Source organism: Clostridium frigidicarnis (assembly GCF_900111985.1).
Taxonomy (GTDB): Bacteria; Bacillota; Clostridia; order Clostridiales; family Clostridiaceae; genus Clostridium_Z; species Clostridium_Z frigidicarnis.
In genome coordinates, this window is record NZ_FOKI01000018.1 from 49940 (window position 1) to 68745 (window position 18806).

The 18806-nt window shown below is 27.8% G+C and carries 14 protein-coding genes, 1 rRNA gene and 1 riboswitch; of the genes, 13 read left to right on the forward strand and 2 right to left on the reverse strand.

Annotated features, from left to right (window positions below; all coding sequences use genetic code 11):
- The first annotated feature begins 146 nt into the window (after positions 1 to 146).
- On the forward strand, positions 147 to 3965 hold the full coding sequence (locus BM119_RS20430) for a S8 family serine peptidase (protein WP_090041708.1): 3819 nt from the start codon (positions 147 to 149) through the stop codon (positions 3963 to 3965).
- A 187-nt stretch (positions 3966 to 4152) separates the two neighbouring features.
- Here the strand turns inward: BM119_RS20430 and BM119_RS11790 are convergent, their stop codons facing one another.
- Complete coding sequence (locus BM119_RS11790) at positions 4153 to 4674, reverse strand: DUF6512 family protein (RefSeq protein ID WP_090041709.1); 522 nt, start codon at positions 4672 to 4674, stop codon at positions 4153 to 4155.
- 547 nt (positions 4675 to 5221) lie between these two features.
- On the opposite strand from BM119_RS11790, the gene BM119_RS11795 reads away from it, so the two are divergent.
- From BM119_RS11795 to BM119_RS11835, 10 genes are all read left to right on the forward strand, one after another.
- Positions 5222 to 5704, forward strand: coding sequence for a dihydrofolate reductase (locus tag BM119_RS11795; protein WP_090041711.1), 483 nt, complete (start codon positions 5222 to 5224; stop codon positions 5702 to 5704).
- A gap of 74 nt (positions 5705 to 5778) precedes the next feature.
- Complete coding sequence (locus tag BM119_RS11800) at positions 5779 to 6123, forward strand: hypothetical protein (RefSeq protein WP_090041713.1); 345 nt, start codon at positions 5779 to 5781, stop codon at positions 6121 to 6123.
- Between the two features lie 574 nt (positions 6124 to 6697).
- The gene (locus BM119_RS11805; protein ID WP_090041714.1) at positions 6698 to 7972 is read left to right on the forward strand and encodes a TcaA 3rd/4th domain-containing protein; all 1275 of its coding nucleotides are present in this window, start codon (positions 6698 to 6700) and stop codon (positions 7970 to 7972) included.
- A 476-nt stretch (positions 7973 to 8448) separates the two neighbouring features.
- Positions 8449 to 9597, forward strand: a complete 1149-nt coding sequence (locus tag BM119_RS11810; protein ID WP_090041716.1) for a hypothetical protein — start codon at positions 8449 to 8451, stop codon at positions 9595 to 9597.
- 102 nt (positions 9598 to 9699) lie between these two features.
- A complete protein-coding gene (locus tag BM119_RS11815) occupies positions 9700 to 11199 on the forward strand; it encodes a DUF11 domain-containing protein (RefSeq protein ID WP_090041718.1) in 1500 nt (499 codons plus the stop codon).
- Positions 11200 to 11327: 128 nt separating this feature from the next.
- Complete coding sequence (locus BM119_RS11820) at positions 11328 to 11621, forward strand: hypothetical protein (protein WP_090041720.1); 294 nt, start codon at positions 11328 to 11330, stop codon at positions 11619 to 11621.
- Between the two features lie 91 nt (positions 11622 to 11712).
- A riboswitch (Lysine riboswitch) is annotated at positions 11713 to 11889 on the forward strand.
- A gap of 141 nt (positions 11890 to 12030) precedes the next feature.
- Positions 12031 to 13356: an APC family permease gene (locus BM119_RS11825; RefSeq protein ID WP_090041722.1), complete on the forward strand. Its 1326-nt coding sequence runs from the start codon at positions 12031 to 12033 to the stop codon at positions 13354 to 13356.
- 585 nt (positions 13357 to 13941) lie between these two features.
- Positions 13942 to 14559 (forward strand): hypothetical protein, encoded by a 618-nt coding sequence (locus tag BM119_RS11830; RefSeq protein WP_090041723.1) that lies wholly within the window; start codon positions 13942 to 13944, stop codon positions 14557 to 14559.
- Between the two features lie 263 nt (positions 14560 to 14822).
- On the forward strand, positions 14823 to 14984 hold the full coding sequence (locus BM119_RS19920; protein ID WP_177199407.1) for a hypothetical protein: 162 nt from the start codon (positions 14823 to 14825) through the stop codon (positions 14982 to 14984).
- Positions 14985 to 15133: 149 nt separating this feature from the next.
- Positions 15134 to 15589 (forward strand): VanZ family protein, encoded by a 456-nt coding sequence (locus BM119_RS11835; RefSeq protein ID WP_242948421.1) that lies wholly within the window; start codon positions 15134 to 15136, stop codon positions 15587 to 15589.
- A 119-nt stretch (positions 15590 to 15708) separates the two neighbouring features.
- On the opposite strand, the gene cls is transcribed toward BM119_RS11835, so the two are convergent.
- Positions 15709 to 17151 (reverse strand): cardiolipin synthase, encoded by a 1443-nt coding sequence (gene cls / locus BM119_RS11840; protein ID WP_090041725.1) that lies wholly within the window; start codon positions 17149 to 17151, stop codon positions 15709 to 15711.
- Positions 17152 to 17519: 368 nt separating this feature from the next.
- On the opposite strand from cls, the gene BM119_RS11845 reads away from it, so the two are divergent.
- Entirely contained in the window at positions 17520 to 17816 is a 297-nt protein-coding gene (locus BM119_RS11845; RefSeq protein WP_090041727.1) for a hypothetical protein, read from the forward strand.
- A gap of 766 nt (positions 17817 to 18582) precedes the next feature.
- Positions 18583 to 18806 (forward strand): 16S ribosomal RNA (locus tag BM119_RS11850); the annotation flags it as partial.

An 18806-nucleotide genomic window follows, 5' to 3' on the forward strand; every position in this document is an offset into this window, starting at 1 on the left:
CAGCGATATTAGCCCATAGTCTATGCTATGAACTAATATCACTTCCTTGTCTGACACAAAATATACATGGCATCTTTGACTTGGTATTTTCTTTCATGTGCCTAAAGGATTGCATTAATTATGATCTATTATGAGGGGGAAAAGGCATGAAAAAAGGTTTTAAGACAGGGCTAGCAAAGGTTGTTTCATTGACAATGCTATCAACTATGGCATTAGGGTTTAGTCCAAAGAGTGTGTATGCAGAAGAAAATCTCAATGATTTGTTAAATGCTCCATTATCAGTTCAAGCAAAAGAACAAATATTAAATCAAATATTACCAATGATTAATGAGTCGAAACTTAAGGTTGATGACACTAAGGATCAAAATGAAGTTGTTAGGGCAATTGTTGAGGTGGATGGACAATGTGCAACTCAGATGGTTGCAAAGGGAGTAGCTCCAGGTGAAGAAGAGATAAGGGAAGTAGAAGAATCTCAACAGCCAATTAAAGAAAATGTTAGGGGATTAGATGAGGCTAAAATACTACATTCTTATACAAATGTAATGAATGGATTTAGCGTAGATATTAAAAGGGGAGAGATACCTAAAATAGAATCAATGACTGGAGTTGTTAAGGTTGTTGAGGCAAAAAAATATACAGAAAATATGAATACAGCTAAAAAACTTACTCAAGCTGAGGATGTATGGAAGGACTATAGCTTAAAAGGTGAAGGTCAAGTTGTTTCAATTATAGATACAGGTGTAGATTTTAATAATAAAGCCTTTAAGGCACCTGAAGATAAATCTAAATTAAAATTAAATAAAGACTCAGTTAATGAAATAAAGTCTAAAGGTGCGCTACGTGCAAATAAAGATGCTGAAACTTATTTTTCAGAAAAAGTACCTTTTGGATTTAACTATGCAGATAACAATACTGAAATTGTAGATAAAAGAGATAGTAAATCACCTCATGGATGTCACGTTGCAGGTATAGTCGCAGCAGATGGAGATGAAAATGAGGTTAAAGAAAATAAGTCTATAAAAGGAGTTGCACCTGAGGCACAACTTTTAGCTATGAAGGTCTTTTCAAATGGACCTAGTGGTGGAGGAGCTTTTGCAGACTCTATTATAGCGGCAATAGACGATTCCGTTGCATTAGGAGCAGATGTTATAAACATGAGTTTAGGATCTTCAGCAGGTTTTCAAAGAAGCGATGATCCAGAGCAAGTGGCAATAAAAAGAGCGGCAGATGCTGGAGTTATGGTTGTTGTTTCAGCAGGAAACAGTTCTTTCTCAACAGCACCGGAACCAGTTGCAGAATTAAATGATATAGCTACAGTAGGTAGTCCTGCAATGGGAAAAGATGCATTCATGATAAGTAGTTTTGAAAATACAAATTCAATGATAAACAAAATTGAATTAAGAGATTCAAATGGAAATAAAATTATAAATTCCCAATATGCTGCTCATCAAGTTGAGATAGATAATTTAATGAATAAAGATTATGAAATAGTAGAATGTGGAGTTGGCCAAAAATCAGATTTTGAAGGAAAAGATTTAAAGGATAAAATTGCATTAATAAAAAGAGGAAACAATACATTTATAGAAAAAATAATGAATGCTCAAGAAGCAGGGGCTTTAGGTGTTATTGTATACAATAAAGATGGTGATGAAACCATTATGAATATGGCAACAGATCCAAATATAACTATACCAGCAATCTTTATTCCAAATAGTTCAGGTATAGTTATAAAGGATAGTATAGATAAAGGCAATAAAGTACTATTAAATGGTGATTTTTCATCAGACAGTATAGAAAATGCTAACACAAGTGATTACTCAGATTTTACATCATGGGGACCGGGGCCAGGATTAGAATTCAAACCTCAAATTGCAGCTCCTGGTGGACATATATATTCAACATTAAATAACAATGAGTATGGAGATATGAGTGGAACATCTATGGCAGCACCTCATGCTTCTGGAGCTAGTGCGTTATTATTAGAGGGATTAAATAAATTTGCACCAGAGGTAAAAGGAAGAGATAAAGTAGAGCTTGCAAGAAATATATTTATGAATACATCTTCAGTAAAAGAAGATAAGAATAATGAGGGAGTACCAGTATCACCAAGAAGACAAGGTTCGGGATTAATACAAATAGAAGATGCTGTTAAAAATAGGGTTACTGCAACTTATAATGGAGAAGCGTCTGTAGCACTTAAACAATTTGATAATACAGTAACATTTAAATTAGATCTTAAGAATTTTGGAGATAAAGAAGTTAAATATACATTAGAAAATATAGGCGGTGTTCTATCACAAGATAGCAAAAATACTCCGAAAAACATGATAACTGATGTTAAGCTTAGTAAAGATGAAGCATCAATAGGATTTGATAAAAACACAGTTACTATAGCACCTAATGGAACTGAGAGTGTTAATGTAACACTTAATGTAGGTTCAAAACTTTCAAAAGATAGATTCTTAGAAGGTTATGTAAATCTTAAGTCAGATGATAAAAATATACCATCTTTAGTTGTTCCATTTATGGGATTCTACGGAGATTGGGCTAAAGAAAGTGTTACAACTAATTCAATATGGGATAAGGAATTACATCCATTCCTAGAGGTTCTAAAAAATAAAGGTGAAGATATTACAACATTACAAAATTTAGCTGTAAGTGTTAATAAAAATAAACAAACTATAATAGGTCAAGGTAAAGAAGAAAATGGAAGAGTAGAATTAGATCCTAACACAATAGCCATAAGCCCTAATGAGGATAATTCATGTGATAATTTAATGCCAGGGATATATCTAATGAGAAACGTTAAAAAGGTTCAGGGCGAAATCTTAAATGAAAAAGGAGAGATTATAAGAAACTTAGGAGAAGTAAAGGATTATAACAAGAAAATATTTAATGCATCTAGTGGATCAGGTAAGATGGTAGATGTGCTTAAAGATTTAGCTTGGGATGGAACAATATACAACAGTTCTACTGGGAAAACTGAAGTTGTACCAGAAGGACAATACACTTATAAGGTAAGTATGTATGTTGATTACGATGATGCTAAAGCCCAAACTATAGAAATACCTGTTAAGATTGATTTAAAGGCTCCAGAAGTTAAAATATCAAGTTATGAGAAGATTGGAGATGACGAATATAAAGTTTATTTTAATGCTAAAGATGAACTTTCAGGAATAGATCCAAATGGAAAATTTCCAGTTTTAATAAATGGAGAAATAAATTTAGATGCAACAAATGAAGTACCTAAATATGATGAGCAAAAGAAATCTTATTATAAGGTTGTAAAAGGATTAAAAGATAATTGCTTAAATGAAATTACTATAGCAGCATTTGATAATGCAATGAATTTAGGTGGTAGTACAACAGTTATAAAATTAGGTGAAGTAGATCCTGCGGTTATAGCATTTGATGACAAAGATTTTGAAAAAGGATCAAAAGAAATAAATAGCAAAAATTTAACTGTAACAGGCAAGGTATCAAGAAGAATTAAATCATTAGAGATAAATGGTAAAGAAGCAGAATTTGGAGCACCTGATGTTAATGGAAATGTATCATTTGTAAGCTATTTAGACTTAGAAGAGGGTGTGAATACAGTAAATATTAAAGCTGTTGATTTAGATGGAACTGTAATTATTAATCAAGGAACAAAGGTAAATTGTGATGCAACTAAACCAGAAATACAAATAGAAAGTCCTAAAATAGAAGATGGAAAGATTTATGCTTATGGACAATCTACAATTGTATTAAAGGGTAAAATTTCAGACAATATATCTGGATATATGTTCTATTCTAATGGAACTCTTATAAAGGATAATACATTTAATGGACCTGCTGATCCAAGTGTTAACACATATGAGTTTGAATTAAAATATGATAACGTAAAAAATGGAGATAAAATCACATTAAAAGTAGAAGATCAACTTAAAAATGTTAATGAAATAGTACTAACTGTAGTTAAATAAAAAAATTAGGAGCCCATGTATGGGCTCCTCTTTTAATGTCAGGAAAGTATAAAAAATTTTCATCCTAAAATACTGATAAAACCTAGGATTAAAGATGTTTTTAATTAGTGATAAGTTGCAAGTAAAAATATTTTTAAGAAAATCTGTGACTTTTAACATTAACTTGTCACTTGCCACTCATAACTTGTTATTCATTAGAAGGCATGAATAATGGCAAATTTGGAGGATAAAATGTAAATATAAAAAATAAGAAAATTAATCCGAGTAGTCCCCAAAAGGAGTATAGATTATAATTTTTAAGATTTTCATTCATCATTAATTTGTAAGATACAAATTGGTTAATTATAGCTCCAATTAAAAAGAGTGATATATCTATTGGGAGTATAGAATGACCAAGTATTCCTGTATAAGTATAAAACATAATAGTTATAAAAAACATCATAGATAAAATGCCAATAAGCCTACCAAAAAAATAATTTCTTACATTTCCGAGAATCATCCAATATTCTATAAATGAAAAAAATATAGTCCCAAATAAAGCTAATTTTAAATGCTCCCAAACACTTTCATTTGTGGCACTAAATAAAGCTACAATTTTATTGTTACCAGATAAGGTATAGGTAAAGTGAAGTAAACTACCCATAGTAAAAATAAATAATATTCCTATAAAAAACCAAATTTTTAATGTTTTATTATTAAAAGTTAACATATAAAGCCTCCTAATCAATTTTAATTAAATATATTCACAGCTAATGTCATATATGATATTAAATCAATGAACTTAAAAATATATAGACTTTTAAAGAAAAACTATATTAAGACTAAAGGATATAAGGTATAGTATATTTTGTAAGATTTTGATAAAATTTATAATTTATGATGAATTTTAGAGCAATATAAATTGTAAAAAAATATACTTTAAATTTATTGGTGGATAAGATATAGTTAAATTAAGAGGTTTTCAACAGATTAAGGCTAATAATCAACAAGATAACCACAAAAAAAGGTGACTTAATCACAACTTGTCCACAGGAAATGTGCATAACTTTTCAATAATGTGGAAAACTTATATAAAAATTAGATTTTAATAAGTTGAAAATAATTTGTCTAACCCCGTAAAATCTAAGAAATTCAATGGTGCGACATAATTCTACTTTTTTCACAGAAAGTTATCCACAACTTGTCCACATCATCCACAAAAAAGTTGAACAACCTTAATTTATTAACACAATAAGATTATTTTAGGGGGTGTACTTATGTTAAGTGCAATAGTTGCTGTTGGTAACAATAATGTTATAGGAGGCAATAATAAATTATTGTGGCATTTGCCAGGAGACCTTAAAAGATTTAAGGAAATAACAGAAGGTAATGTAATAATAATGGGAAGAAAGACATTTGAATCTTTACCTAAAATATTACCAAATAGATTTCATGTGATTTTAACCAGAGATAGAGATTATAGAGTTTTAGATGAGAGAGTTAAAGTTGTAAACTCTATAGATAAATTACATAGCCTTGTAGAAAGTGATGAAGAGGTATTTGTTATAGGTGGAGGAGAAATATATTCGTTATTGCTTCCATACACAAAAAAAATTTATTTAACAAGAATTTATGAAGACTTTATAGGTGATACGTTTTTCCCTAATATAGATTTTAAAGACTGGAATGTTATTTCAGAGAAGAGTGGATGTGAAGGTAATATAACCTATAAATTCTTTGAAATCCAAAGAAACAAATAATAATGAATATTTTGACAAAATACTAAATTGGTTTTAAGATATAATTAAAAAAGTTTAAGGGTGGGGGTATCTAAATGAAAAACAATATATTTAAAGCCTTTATAATTGGAAACATATATTGTATCATCTTTGCTATATTGGGGTTTATATTTAAATTTGGTTTAATTAATATAGCAAATGGATTATTTTATTCTATGGCTCTATATATAATAGTAGGATTGATAGCATTCTTAAGTCCTAGAAAGACTTTAAGAAAAAATGGAGAAGAAAGTGACGTTGAAAAGACATCTTTAAGAGAAAAGCTTTCAAAAGGAAAGGATACCGTTTCTCAAGGATATAGAATTTTTATATATTGTTTCGAAATATGTATTATTATAATAGCTTACTCATATGTTTTGTATGAAGTTGGAGTAAGATAAAGTATTCTTTAAGGCAGTCTAATTATAGAAAATATGAAATTGTATATAAAGTATCGTTACTCATTATTTTATATAATATAGAAAGGATAAGCATTGATATTTATGCTTATCCTTTTTAATTTAACATACACATTTTTAGTGTTAATAATTAGAAGAAGAATTTATTTTTAAAACTACAAATACTGGATTAATCATGAGCTATAAATTATAAATTGAAAGTTAGTGATTGGAAAGTGAAATAAGTTTTGATAAGTGATATATGTGGTGGTTATTTAAAACATAAGTAAAATTATTAGGATAATCATTAAATAGTTATAATAATAATATGTAATATAATGTGTATACTTAGGTATAATATATATTAAAATATATATTATGTATATTTAAAAAGTAATGAAAAAGTATAATTTGAAATGAAGTTTATTAATTAGAATGACGTTATTTTATTAAGGCATTTAATAATGGGTAGAATAATAGTTAAAAAATTTAAGTATTGATAGAAAGTAGAAAGGGAATAAAATCAGAGATGAGAGGAGCAAATATAGGAATGACTATGATCATTTCTGTTTAACGTATGAATAAAGAATATTTTTATGGCTTAAAAGATAAAATATCAAAATGGTTAAAGTGGTTTGTAAATGAAAAATTAAAAAAACTTACAAACAAACAAAAGATAATTATAATTGTAGGAATTGTTTTATTAGTTGGCTTTGGTAGTTTTTCATATGTAATAGCAAAAAGTTCTAAAAGTAGAGTAATTAGTGGATTTGAAAAAACTTTAAATAGTAAAAATCCATATAGAATATACAAATATATGAAATCTGGTGATCCACAATTAGAAGTTAATGAAGAAACAATAAAACCTTTTGTGGATTACTTAAATGAAAATCCGGATAGAAAAAGAGAATTTGTGAATATATTAAGATATGAAGATTCATCTAAGGATTTACTAAAGTTAAAAAGTGAGGAAGGGTTTCTAGGATTAAAATATTACATAGAATTATCTTCAGTTAATTTAAATATTAATGTTAATTTAGAAAATACAAAAATATATTTAAATGAAAAAGAAGTTTATGATACAAAGGAAGAAGATTCATATTTTAAAGTGGGACCAATATTTCCTGGAACCTATAATTTGAAGAGTATTTATAAGAATGAGTATGGGCAGATCAGTGAATCAAGAAATATATCTGTTCTATTATACGAAAATAATATTGATGTAAAACTTAAAGGGGTAAAACTTACTATTGATAGCAACTATAGAGATAGCAATGTTTTTATAAATGGAGATAATAGCGGAAAGACAGTGGATGAGTTTAAAGAAATAGGGCCTATACCATCTGATGGTAGTTGTAATGTTTATGTAGAGAGACAATTCCCGTGGGGGATTGTAAAAAGCGATGAAAAGACTATAGGGGATTCAGGTGTGATAAAGCTTGATTTAAATCCATTAACTGATAATTTAAGAATGCACTTAGAGGGTATATATAAGGATTTTTATAATGATTTATTTAAAGCGGTAACTGATGGAAACAAAGATAAAATAAAGAATACGTCTAGCACTATAAAAGATGAGTTGTACAACAAATATTATCAAAAAGGGATGATTATAAAAAATAGTTATGAACTTAAAGATTTGAAATGGGAACAAAACAATATATCAATGAAATATGAGGATGGAAAATATAAAACCTATGCTATAGCGGAGATTAGTTATCAAAAACAAAAGAGCATAGTATTTATACCTTATAATGAAGAAACTATAAATAAATCTTTTATGACAGAACTTACCTATGATAAAGGTAGTGATTCTTGGATAGTCACAAAGGTAGATGAAGTATATAAATAGATAAAAAGCTTACATAAAACAAGTGTGAGGGAATAAGTAATACAAAAGAGCTTAGCTTATTTGAGTCACTAGTTAATAATGTTTATTCATAAAATTGATATAACGATACTTGAATTGTATGCAGATTTTTAATTACAACATATATATAGAATTATCTAAAGAGAAGTGAGGTCTAAGCATTAGCAAATTATCTGACAAATAATTAGTATTGTTGGTATAAAAAACTTTATAGGTCGTTAAGAATTCTAATTGTTGAATGCAGTGAGTTATTGGAATTGAGTTATATAAAGTTTTTATATATTACAATACTTTGTGTAGTCAGCTAGTTTGGATTGCTTAGACCTCAATTTTGGGGTTAAGGCACATTCAATATGTTTAAAAGTAAAATACATTAAGTAAAAGGGAAAAAGTGTCAAAAATCACTTGCAACCATATTATAAATAAGGGATTTATATTTTAGGGCTGGTGGTGATAGATTGAGGATAAATGTTAACACCGATAAAAATAGTGTGCTTTTAGGAGAACTAGTTAATTTTACAATTGAAATATATAATGATGAACAATATAAGCTTGAAAATGTAGAATTTAATATAAGTCCATGCATAGGAGCAGTAATAATACCAAGAAGTATATTAGTAAATACCAAGTCGATAAACAGTGGTTCATATAATAAAGTATTTTTAGACGATATAAGACCAAATGAAAAATTGACTATAAATTATATAGAAAAAGTAGAAGCCTTAACTATAGAAAGTAGAATAGTGTTTAGAGGCAAACTTAAATTTTTAAGTAATGGAGTATCTAAGGAGCAGAATTTAGTTTTAAAAGACATTAAGATAAATGTCTTGAAACTAAAAATAGAGAATTTTTCAGATGTAAATGAAGGAGCATTAAATGAAGAAGTAAAAGTACAATTTACACTAAAAAATAAAGGTACTATACCATTAGTTGATTTGCAATTAGAAAAATTTTGGGGCAAATTTGATGGGGTTCTACAATTAAAGAAGATTTACATTAATGATAAATTGTATGATTATAACAAAAGAAATATGGTGATTTTAAGAAGATTAGATATTCAAGAATGTTGTACGATAAAAATAGTATTTAAGATTATAGAAGTACCAGAGAAGCTTGTATCTATGGTACCTAAAGTAAATGTTAAATACAGAAAAGAAGAGTACTTATATGAAGAAAAAATCATAGATGGAAACACATTATATATAAATATTCACTCAAACTTTTTAAAAGGTATTGAAAAAACTTTTATTATAAATCGTGATACTAAGATTTTAGAAAATATTTTTTATAAAATTAAGGTAAAAGATATTAAATTAAATAAAATCATAGTAAAAAATTATGGAGAGGATACTGAACGAATAATTTTAAAAATAATTTTAAGTATTGTTTTTAAAACAGACTTATATAGAGAGTGTGATAGTGAAAAAATACAATTTGATGTTTTAATACCTAAAAAATACAGCTTTTTAGAAGAAGAAAACATTTATGTAGGCATAATACAAGATGTATTAAAAATAAATGATGATAATAGTTTAATATTACAGCTCAAATGTAATATCTATAATAACAATTTGTTTGAAAATAAAGTAATTAATGGTAATAGGTAAAGTATATTTAAAAAGTTTAAATATGTAACAATAGTAAGGAGCTCACATAATATATATTATACATTAAACAAATGAATAATTTTTAGTAGAGGTGAGTAATATATGGGTAAAAATAAATTCCATTGTAATAATGATGACGATCGTAATTGTTATGAGAATGAAGATTTAAATGATTATTTTGATATGTCGGATGACAATTTTATGTTTGAAGTAGAAGATGTACGTATAAATGATGACAATTCTAACTCTTCATTTTCTAACAATGATAGTTGGGATTTTTCACTAAGAGAAGATAACAATTGTGGTAGAGATTCACGAAATGAGTGTTATGAAAATATAAGAGATAATGAATGTGACAAAGAAGATTGGGATAATGACTGTAACTTTGATTCCGATTCCGATTCTGATTCTGATTGTGATTGGAATTGTGATTGTGATTGTGATGATCATAATTATAATAAGGCAGAGCTTATAGTAGAAAAATCAGTTGATAAAGAAATAGCATGTCAAGGAGAAGTTTTAAGATATTGCTTAACTATAAGAAATATTGGAACAGCTCCAGCGTGTGATGTTATCGTTAAGGATTGTTTAGATAAATGTTTATGTTATGTAAGTGGTAGTTTAAGGATTAACAATAGAAAAGTTAATGCATGCCGTTGGACTGATATTCTAATAAAAACAATAAAACCTTCTGAATGTGTAAGTATAACTTTTAAAGTAGTAGTAAAAGAATGTAGTTCAGAATTAGTAGAAAACTTTGCAGTAGTTTGTTATTCATATGTTCCATATGATTGTGGAGATAGAGTAAATGAAAAAGCTCACAGCAATACTGTAACTACAAGAATAATGCGTGTTGAAGCGGAAATGGTCAAATCTGTAAATAAAGAACGCGTTCAATTAGGAGAAATCGTTGTTTATACAATAGATATAACCAATAGATGTCATGCAACCATAGAAAGCTTTATTTTAAGAGATCAATTAAGTCCAGCCTTAAGATGTATAGAGGTACTATCAAGAGGTCAAAAATATAATTGTTGTAGATTGTCAAGGGGTATAAATTTAGGACAAATAGCACCTCATGAGACAGTAAGCGTTTATATCAAAGCAAGAGTTGAGGCTATGGGAGAAGGATGTAGAATACGTAATACAGCTTTTGGAGTATCTATATTGAACGGAATAGTAAGTGAAGAAATACGATCAAACACTGTTACTATAGGTGTAAGATTTAATCAATGTAGAGAAGTAGAATTAGAGGATATAGTAAGATTAAGTTGTCAAATGGGACCAGCTATAGGGATAATAGATTCTACAGGACAAGTTGAGATTACAAAAGTTGATAGAATTGGTGGCTGTGGTCGTAACAATAGACTAAGAGTTTCAGGAGTTGTTAAAACAGAATATATTTATGATAAGGGATATGATTGTCATAAAAAAGTATGCAGTGAAGTTCCTTTTAATTTAATTATCAGAATACCATCAGGTGTTAATAGTATAGAGAATTTAGATTTAAAAGTATGCTTAAAGAATATATCTTCTAGGATTAACTGTGGATATACAATAGAATCTGACCTTGAATTAGAGGTTTGTTTGAGAAGCAAGTAATAAAATTTAATTTTAAGCAAATAATAGCATTTGGCTTTAATATAAAGTCAAATGCTTTATTTGTTCAATGGATAGATGATTTTGTCCATATTGTAAAAATTTACTTATAGTATCAGGTGGTGAAGTTAATGCAAGGTAAATGTGAATTTTGCGAAAGAGATAATGTTGAATTAACAGAACATCATTTAATACCAATACAATATGGAGGCAGGTATTTAGAGACCTGTATGATATGCATTCCTTGTCACAAACAAATTCATGCACTATATAATAATATGGAATTATCATATAGACTTTACACAATTAAAAGATTAAAAAATGATTATAAACTATCAAGATTTATAAGATGGATACAAAAGCAACCTTCAACAGCCATAGTAACAGTAAAAAAGTATAGAAAAAGAAAAAATACTAGATATTAGGAGTGTTTTTTCTTTTTGAAAATTGATAAATTAAAAAACAATTGACTTATATAAAAATAAATAATATAATGACATAGCTTTTAAAATTAAAAATAAAGATAGAGGTTGCGTTATTTAATAGTACAGCATTAGAGATAAGCACGATGAAGATGTTGGAAAGGAAATTTCGCCGAAGTAATTTAGTTAATGCTTTAAAACTAATTAACTGGGTTTACATATAATATGTGTAAAACTGTCACAATAGTATTTGTGATGAGCTATCATTCATGGAGTATTTAAATAAATTATTTTGTTATATACCCTGAGTGTTATGCTCAGGGTTTTTTTTGGATTTTAATGCAATTATATGGTATATTTATTACCATAAGGATAATATTAACAGTGTAATTTTTTTATAGGAGGGTAAAGTATGGACAATGCAAAGAATATGCAGAAGAAAAAAATGTCTCTATTTGTGGCAACAGCTTTAGTCGTGGGTAATATGGTTGGATCAGGAATATTCATGTTGCCTAATACATTAGCACATGCTTCAGGACCAGGTTCTATAATATTAGCTTGGTTAATAACAGGTATAGGATCAATATTTTTAGCATTTAGTTTTGCAAGATTAGGATCATCTATACCCAAAACTGGCGGGCCATATGAGTATGGAAAGGAGGCATTTGGAGACTTTATAGGTTTTTCTAATGCATGGCTTTACTGGAATGGATCATGGATTGGAAATGCAGCGGTTATAATAGCTGTAGCAAGCTATGCTGGAGCTATATTTCCAATAATAAATACAAATAAAATTGTGGGATTTTTAGTGTGCTCAGGGATTTTGTGGACGGTAACTTTTTTAAACATAAAAGGTGTTGAAATCGCAGGTAAAATTGGAAGTGGAATAACTGTATTTAAATTATTAGTTTTACTTATCTTTATAATAATAGCTGGAATGAATTTTGATGTATCAAATATTACACCTATGTTTCCACAAGGGAAAGGAATAGAAACATTACCAGCAGCAGCAACAATAACCTTATGGGCATTTGTCGGGTTAGAAAGTGCAAGTGTTACAGGTGGAGAAATAGAAAATCCAGAAAAAAATATATATAAGAGTACTATTTATGGGATATTGATAGCTTGTGTATTTTATATATTAATAAGTTTCGTAGCTATGGGAGCTATGAGTCAACAAGATTTAATGATAAGTGAAGCTCCTATATCTGATATATTTGCTAAAGTATATGGATCTAAAATAGTATCTATTTTAAATGCATCTATAGTAGTAGGTATTTTTGGAACTGCACTAGGATGGATATTGTCATCAGCTAGAATAGCATATGCAGCAGGAAAGGATAAAATATTCCCTAAATTTTTTGCTAAAAAGCATAAAAAGTATGGTACTCCTCATGTTGCGTTGATAGTAAGTTCATTATTAACTAATATTGTACTATTAATGAACTTTTCAAAAGGGTTTTCAAGTGCATTAAGTGTAATAACATTACTAGCTACATTATCATATTTGCCTATATACGGAATAACTGCTATTTCAGATATAATCATATTGTCTAGAAACAAGGCCTTAACGAGCAAAAAACTACTGAAGAAAAGTATAATTCCTATTTTGGGATTCATATATGCTATGTGGACTATATATGGTTCAGGAGCAGAAACGGTTATGTATGGATTTTTACTAATGATGTTAGGATGTCCAGTATATGCTTACTTAAGAATAAAGTATAAAATGCAATAAATAGAATTAACAAGAAGTTTAGATAATTAAATATATTTTTCATTGTTTTTTAAATCAAAACCACTAAGACTATTCAATAGTTTTAGTGGTTTATTTTTATAGCATGGATTTATAATACTATGAAAATAAAAAACAATCCACATGCATAAAGCATGTTATTTATCGCTTTTTAGGAGATTCGCTTATAAGGGAAGATGGTTATCGAATAAAAAAGAATTTGATAGTAAAAATATTACATTTGTCATTGTGAAAAAGTGACTTTTTTAACTAACTAAAAAATAAGTTTTTTTATATAATAAAATTAAGAGATAGAAAAAATTTAGAAGTTAAATATTTATACAAATAAGATGGAGATTAAAAATACCTTGGTATATTCTTAATTATTTCAATGAGATATATTTTGGGTTTGTGAATCAGCATTAAACATATATTAAAGTTATAAGATATATTGGCTTAAAAGAATAGGTATGAAATAAAAAATATATAATTTTATCAATTAAAAAATATTTAATATATAATGGAATAAATTACATGTAAAATATAATAAAGTAAATTTGTTAAATAATTGAGATAGGGGGCTTTATTGTGGAGAAAACTAGTGACGTTAAATCAAAGAAAAAAAACAGTATGAGAAAAATTAGTGCTTGGTGGTCAATTCCTATTTGTATAGTTGTGTTAATAATTGGTGTTATATCTACTTATTGTTATTATAAAGTTCCAATATATGAATACCCTAAAAAATTGAACACGTACAAACTGGATAGAAAATGTACAATGACACCAGATGGAGCTTACAATGTTTTTTTAAAGGCTGTTCATGATAATGATACAGATTTAATGAGAGCAGTTGTTAGGGAGGATGCCATAAAAGATTATGCTGTACAATACTACAGAGGGGTAACCTATAATTACTGGCTAGAGTATCTTTTGGAAAGAATTAATAAAGATATTTCTAAAGAGTATGGGGAAGATTGGTATGATAATGTTGTAATAAATGGAATTAGTAAAACCAAAGGAGAAAATCTTACCTATGGAGATATTGATGCTACATGTAAAGGAAAGACGTTTACTTTTAAATATACAATTGAAGGATTTAATGATAGATATACATTAAAGAATGAAAGCATAAAACCATTATTTGACGTGTACATGTATGATGATGCAAATAGACCAGGATATATATACAATGACTTTGTTAGATAAGAATTTTAAAAAGATAAATAGCTTACAAAATTGTAAGCTATTTATCTTTTTTGTAAGCTGTTTGTTATGGATTGTCCTAATAATAAGTAATAAAATATATATATAGTTCGTTTAGCAATTATATATTGCTAATAATTTAATTTTAAAAGTTGGAGCAAGCAAGTCTATGCTATTAGATAGGTTCTTCTAAGCTTTAGATTGAGTAATTTTTAGGAGAACTAAAGCTTAAGATAAGAATTATTTAAATATTAGGAGGTATTATAATGATAGTAAGTGCTTTAAATAGAGTATTTGGATTTATATTAATTTTATTAGGGGTGATAGGATTTACAATGATGACTTCTAGGAAGAATCTTAAAAGCAAAACATTAATAGCATTATCATCAATATTACCTTTAATAGGTTTTGGATTATTAATGACTTAAATATGTATAAGTGTAATATTATAATTATTATTTTTTTTCATGTGCCTTATGAAAAAATTTTAAATATAAAATTTTGCTTAAAGTATTTTAAAATGATAAAGTATATATACTGTACGGAATTTTAGAATCAGTGAAGAGGTGGACAAGCAATGAAAATGAAAAACAGGAAAGTTTTAAACATATGTCTATTAGTAACATGGATTGTAGTTATTTTTATTTTTTCTCAACAAGATGGAACTGAATCTAGTGAGAAAAGTCAATTAGCCATCAATATATTAACCTTTCTAGGATTAGATGTTAATGGAATCTTTGGAGATATGGCAGATTTTATTGTAAGAAAAGGTGCACATATGACTGAATATTTCATATTATGCTTCTTGGCTTATAGAGTATTCAAAGATTATGCATTTAGGTTTGCACAGTGGATTGCATTAGGATTTTCATTTTTGTATGCATGTAGTGATGAATTTCACCAAACATTTATACCGGGAAGACTTGGATGTTTTAAAGATGTTTTGATTGATACTTCAGGAGCTTTAATATTTGCTCTAATAATAACACTTATTAATAAGTCAAAAGAAAGAAAGCAATTTATATTTAGATAAAAAGAACCCTCAATACTTTTGTTAGTGTATGAGGGTCTTTTCTATTAAAATGATATAAAAACTTAAGTTATATAACATTAAGATGGCAAAAAGGAAATTCCACTGAATAAATCTTCATTCTATAAAAGCGAAGAGAAAATTCTTGCTATGCCTTGTAATAATTTTTCAACCTTCGTTATATCTGAAAAGTCTTCAGAATATAATCTTGTACTGCATCGTAGGTCATCCATAAATTTTTCATCTAATTCCATAGTTATGTTTTCATTATATATTATTGAATTAAGTTCATAGTTAAGTTCATAACTTCGTCTATCCATGTTTGCAGTTCCAACAGTAGACATTTTTCCATCAATAGTTAATACTTTTCCATGAATAAAACAATCTTTATTATAGCAATATATTTCAGCTCCACAATCTACTAGTTCTGAAAGATATGTTTTTGATGCTAGATAGACGGTCAAGTGATCTGGTTTAGCAGGAACTAATATTTTAACTTTAACTCCAGATAAAATAGAAGTTCTTAAGGCTTCCATTACAGATTCAGGCGGAACAAAATAAGGCGTAGTTATATATATATGACTAGTTGCAATATATATCATTTTAATTATAGATTGCATTATCGAAGGATAAGTTGATTCAGGTCCACTTTTTACCAGTTGCATAATACAATTTCCTGTTTCATTTTCTAAGGTAGGAAAATATCTATCAAATTCTTTATCGTAGAAAGTATATCTATTGTTAGCTTTTTCAATAGTTAAGAAATCATCAAGAAATACAGATTGTAGCCCTAATACACAATCACCTTTTATCATAATATGAGTATCACGCCAAAATCCAAGAGAACTTTTTCCTAGATATTCGTCTCCTATATTTATTCCACCTAAAAAGCCAACTTTACCATCAATAACAACAATTTTTCTATGATTCCTATAATTAATTTGTGTGTTTATTCTTCTTAAAAGAGGTGCTAAAAAATATGAATATTGGGCAACTTCTATACCATTACGCTCTAAGTCTCTTATATAGGATTTTTTAAGTCTTATAGAACCAACTCTATCCATTATAAACCTAACTTTGACACCTTCCTTTGATTTTTTAATTAGAATATCTTTTATCTCATTTCCAATGGAGTCATTTTTAACTATATAATATTCTAAATGGATATGATGTTTGGCTTTAAATAGTTCTTTTTTCAATGCGTCAAACTTTTCTTCACCATTATTCAAGATTGTAACTGCATTATTAACAAAAATAGGAGATTGACTGTTGTTAGCTACTAATTCCATTAGATTTTTATAGGATTTATCTTCTATTCTATCTATTATGGGATTCACAAGATCTTTCATTTCCTTTGAAAGCCCTTTGTTAAGAGTTTTAAGTTTCCAATTACGACCTATAAAAATATATAATATAAAGCCTATAGGAGGTAAAAGGATAAAAACAAGTAACCAAGCGATAGTTTTTTCAGGTTCTTTACGTTCTAAGGCTATTATAGCTAAAGAAATTACTATGTTTATGAAAAATAAGATATAAATGAGGTTTTCAAGTATAAATGTAACCATAATTACCTCCGTAGTTGTCGATACTTGATTTTTAAAGTATTAACATTAATTATAATGTATATAACTATTATATTCAAAAATAATAGTTATACTATGAGAGTTGTAAATTTTATTTAGCAATTAGAAAATATGTTTTTCTAAATTAATGCAAAACAAATAGTTGCATATAAAAAAATGCAAATAGTATAGTTAGATAATATAGGAATGGTAGAGAAATTAACAGTTAATGTTATACAATTTATAATAAGAATAAATTATATAATATTTAGGTAGAATAAAGAAGAACAGAAACATAATAGAAGGGAGGAAAGAGAATAGCTAAAAGTAAAATAAGTATTTATTTTATTTGAAAAGCTTTTCTTGCTTTTATGAAATTTATAAAAAAGAAAAGAAAGAATAATAAAGGTTTAATAGCAGCATTAGCAATGGTTGGAATAAGTGTAGGCGTAGGTGCAGGTGTAGCGATAGCAAAGAAAGTAAAGAGTTTAGGAGAAGATGGAGTTTTACAAAATTTCGATGAATATATCGAAGGGATTGAAAGTATTGGGGAAAATAATATACATAATAGAGAAGAGGATAATAGATATAAAGAAACATTAATGTTTAGAAGAGATAGAGTAAACAAAAAAATACCCAAGGGAATAAAGGGAGAAAAATATTATTAAAAATTATTAAGTACAATAAATATATGAAAAGTTATTCTTAGCTTCAGGTGGAGTTTGATTAAAAGGAAGTTACTTCATTTAAAGCTAAGAAAAACTAACATTAATAGGATATAAAGTTAGAAAGTAATAAATTACAGGTTTTAACTTGGTAAGTTAATTTAATACAGAGATACTGTACCCTTCAATGCTTGATTTGTGCACTGTAAAAAGAGGTGAGAGGATAAAACAATTATCTTTTAAAAGTATAGTATGTACAAATAATTTAAATATATATTGATGGTTACTACATATTAAAAAGGTAATTTAAGTAATTAAGATTAGTTTATAATGTTTAAAAGTATTAAAAATATGTTTAATTATGTGATTTAAAAGGTTTGAATAGGATTAAACCTTTTAAATCACATAATTATATAAATAAACATTTCCTTGCGTATCAACATAAGGAAATAGAATTAAATTTTAGGATTTCAGAGAAAAAACAAAATAAATCAATAAAATAGGGTTAAAATATATTCTATACCAATTAACATATGATAATATAAATATCGTTGCAGATAACAAGAAGTTACAGCGACAGAAAAACTTCAAAAATTAAATTTGAAAAACTTTTAAAAAAAAGTTGACAAAAAAAATTAGAAGTGATAATATAAGGAAGTCGCATGAAGCGGCAAACAAATTGGTCTTTGAAAATTAAACAGATTAAGATAAAGAACCAGCAATTCTTTTACAGTAAATAATTAGCGAAAAGCTAAGAGATTAAACTTTTTAAATTGAGAGTTTGATCCTGGCTCAGGATGAATGCTGGCGGCGTGCTTAACACATGCAAGTCGAGCGAGAGAGTTTCTTCGGAAACAATCTAGCGGCGGACGGGTGAGTAACACGTGGGCAACCTGCCTTGTAGTGGGGGATAGCCCTCCGAAAGGAGGATTAATACCGCATATTGTCACATTGAGGCATCTCAAAGTGATGAAAGGAGTAATCCGCTACAAG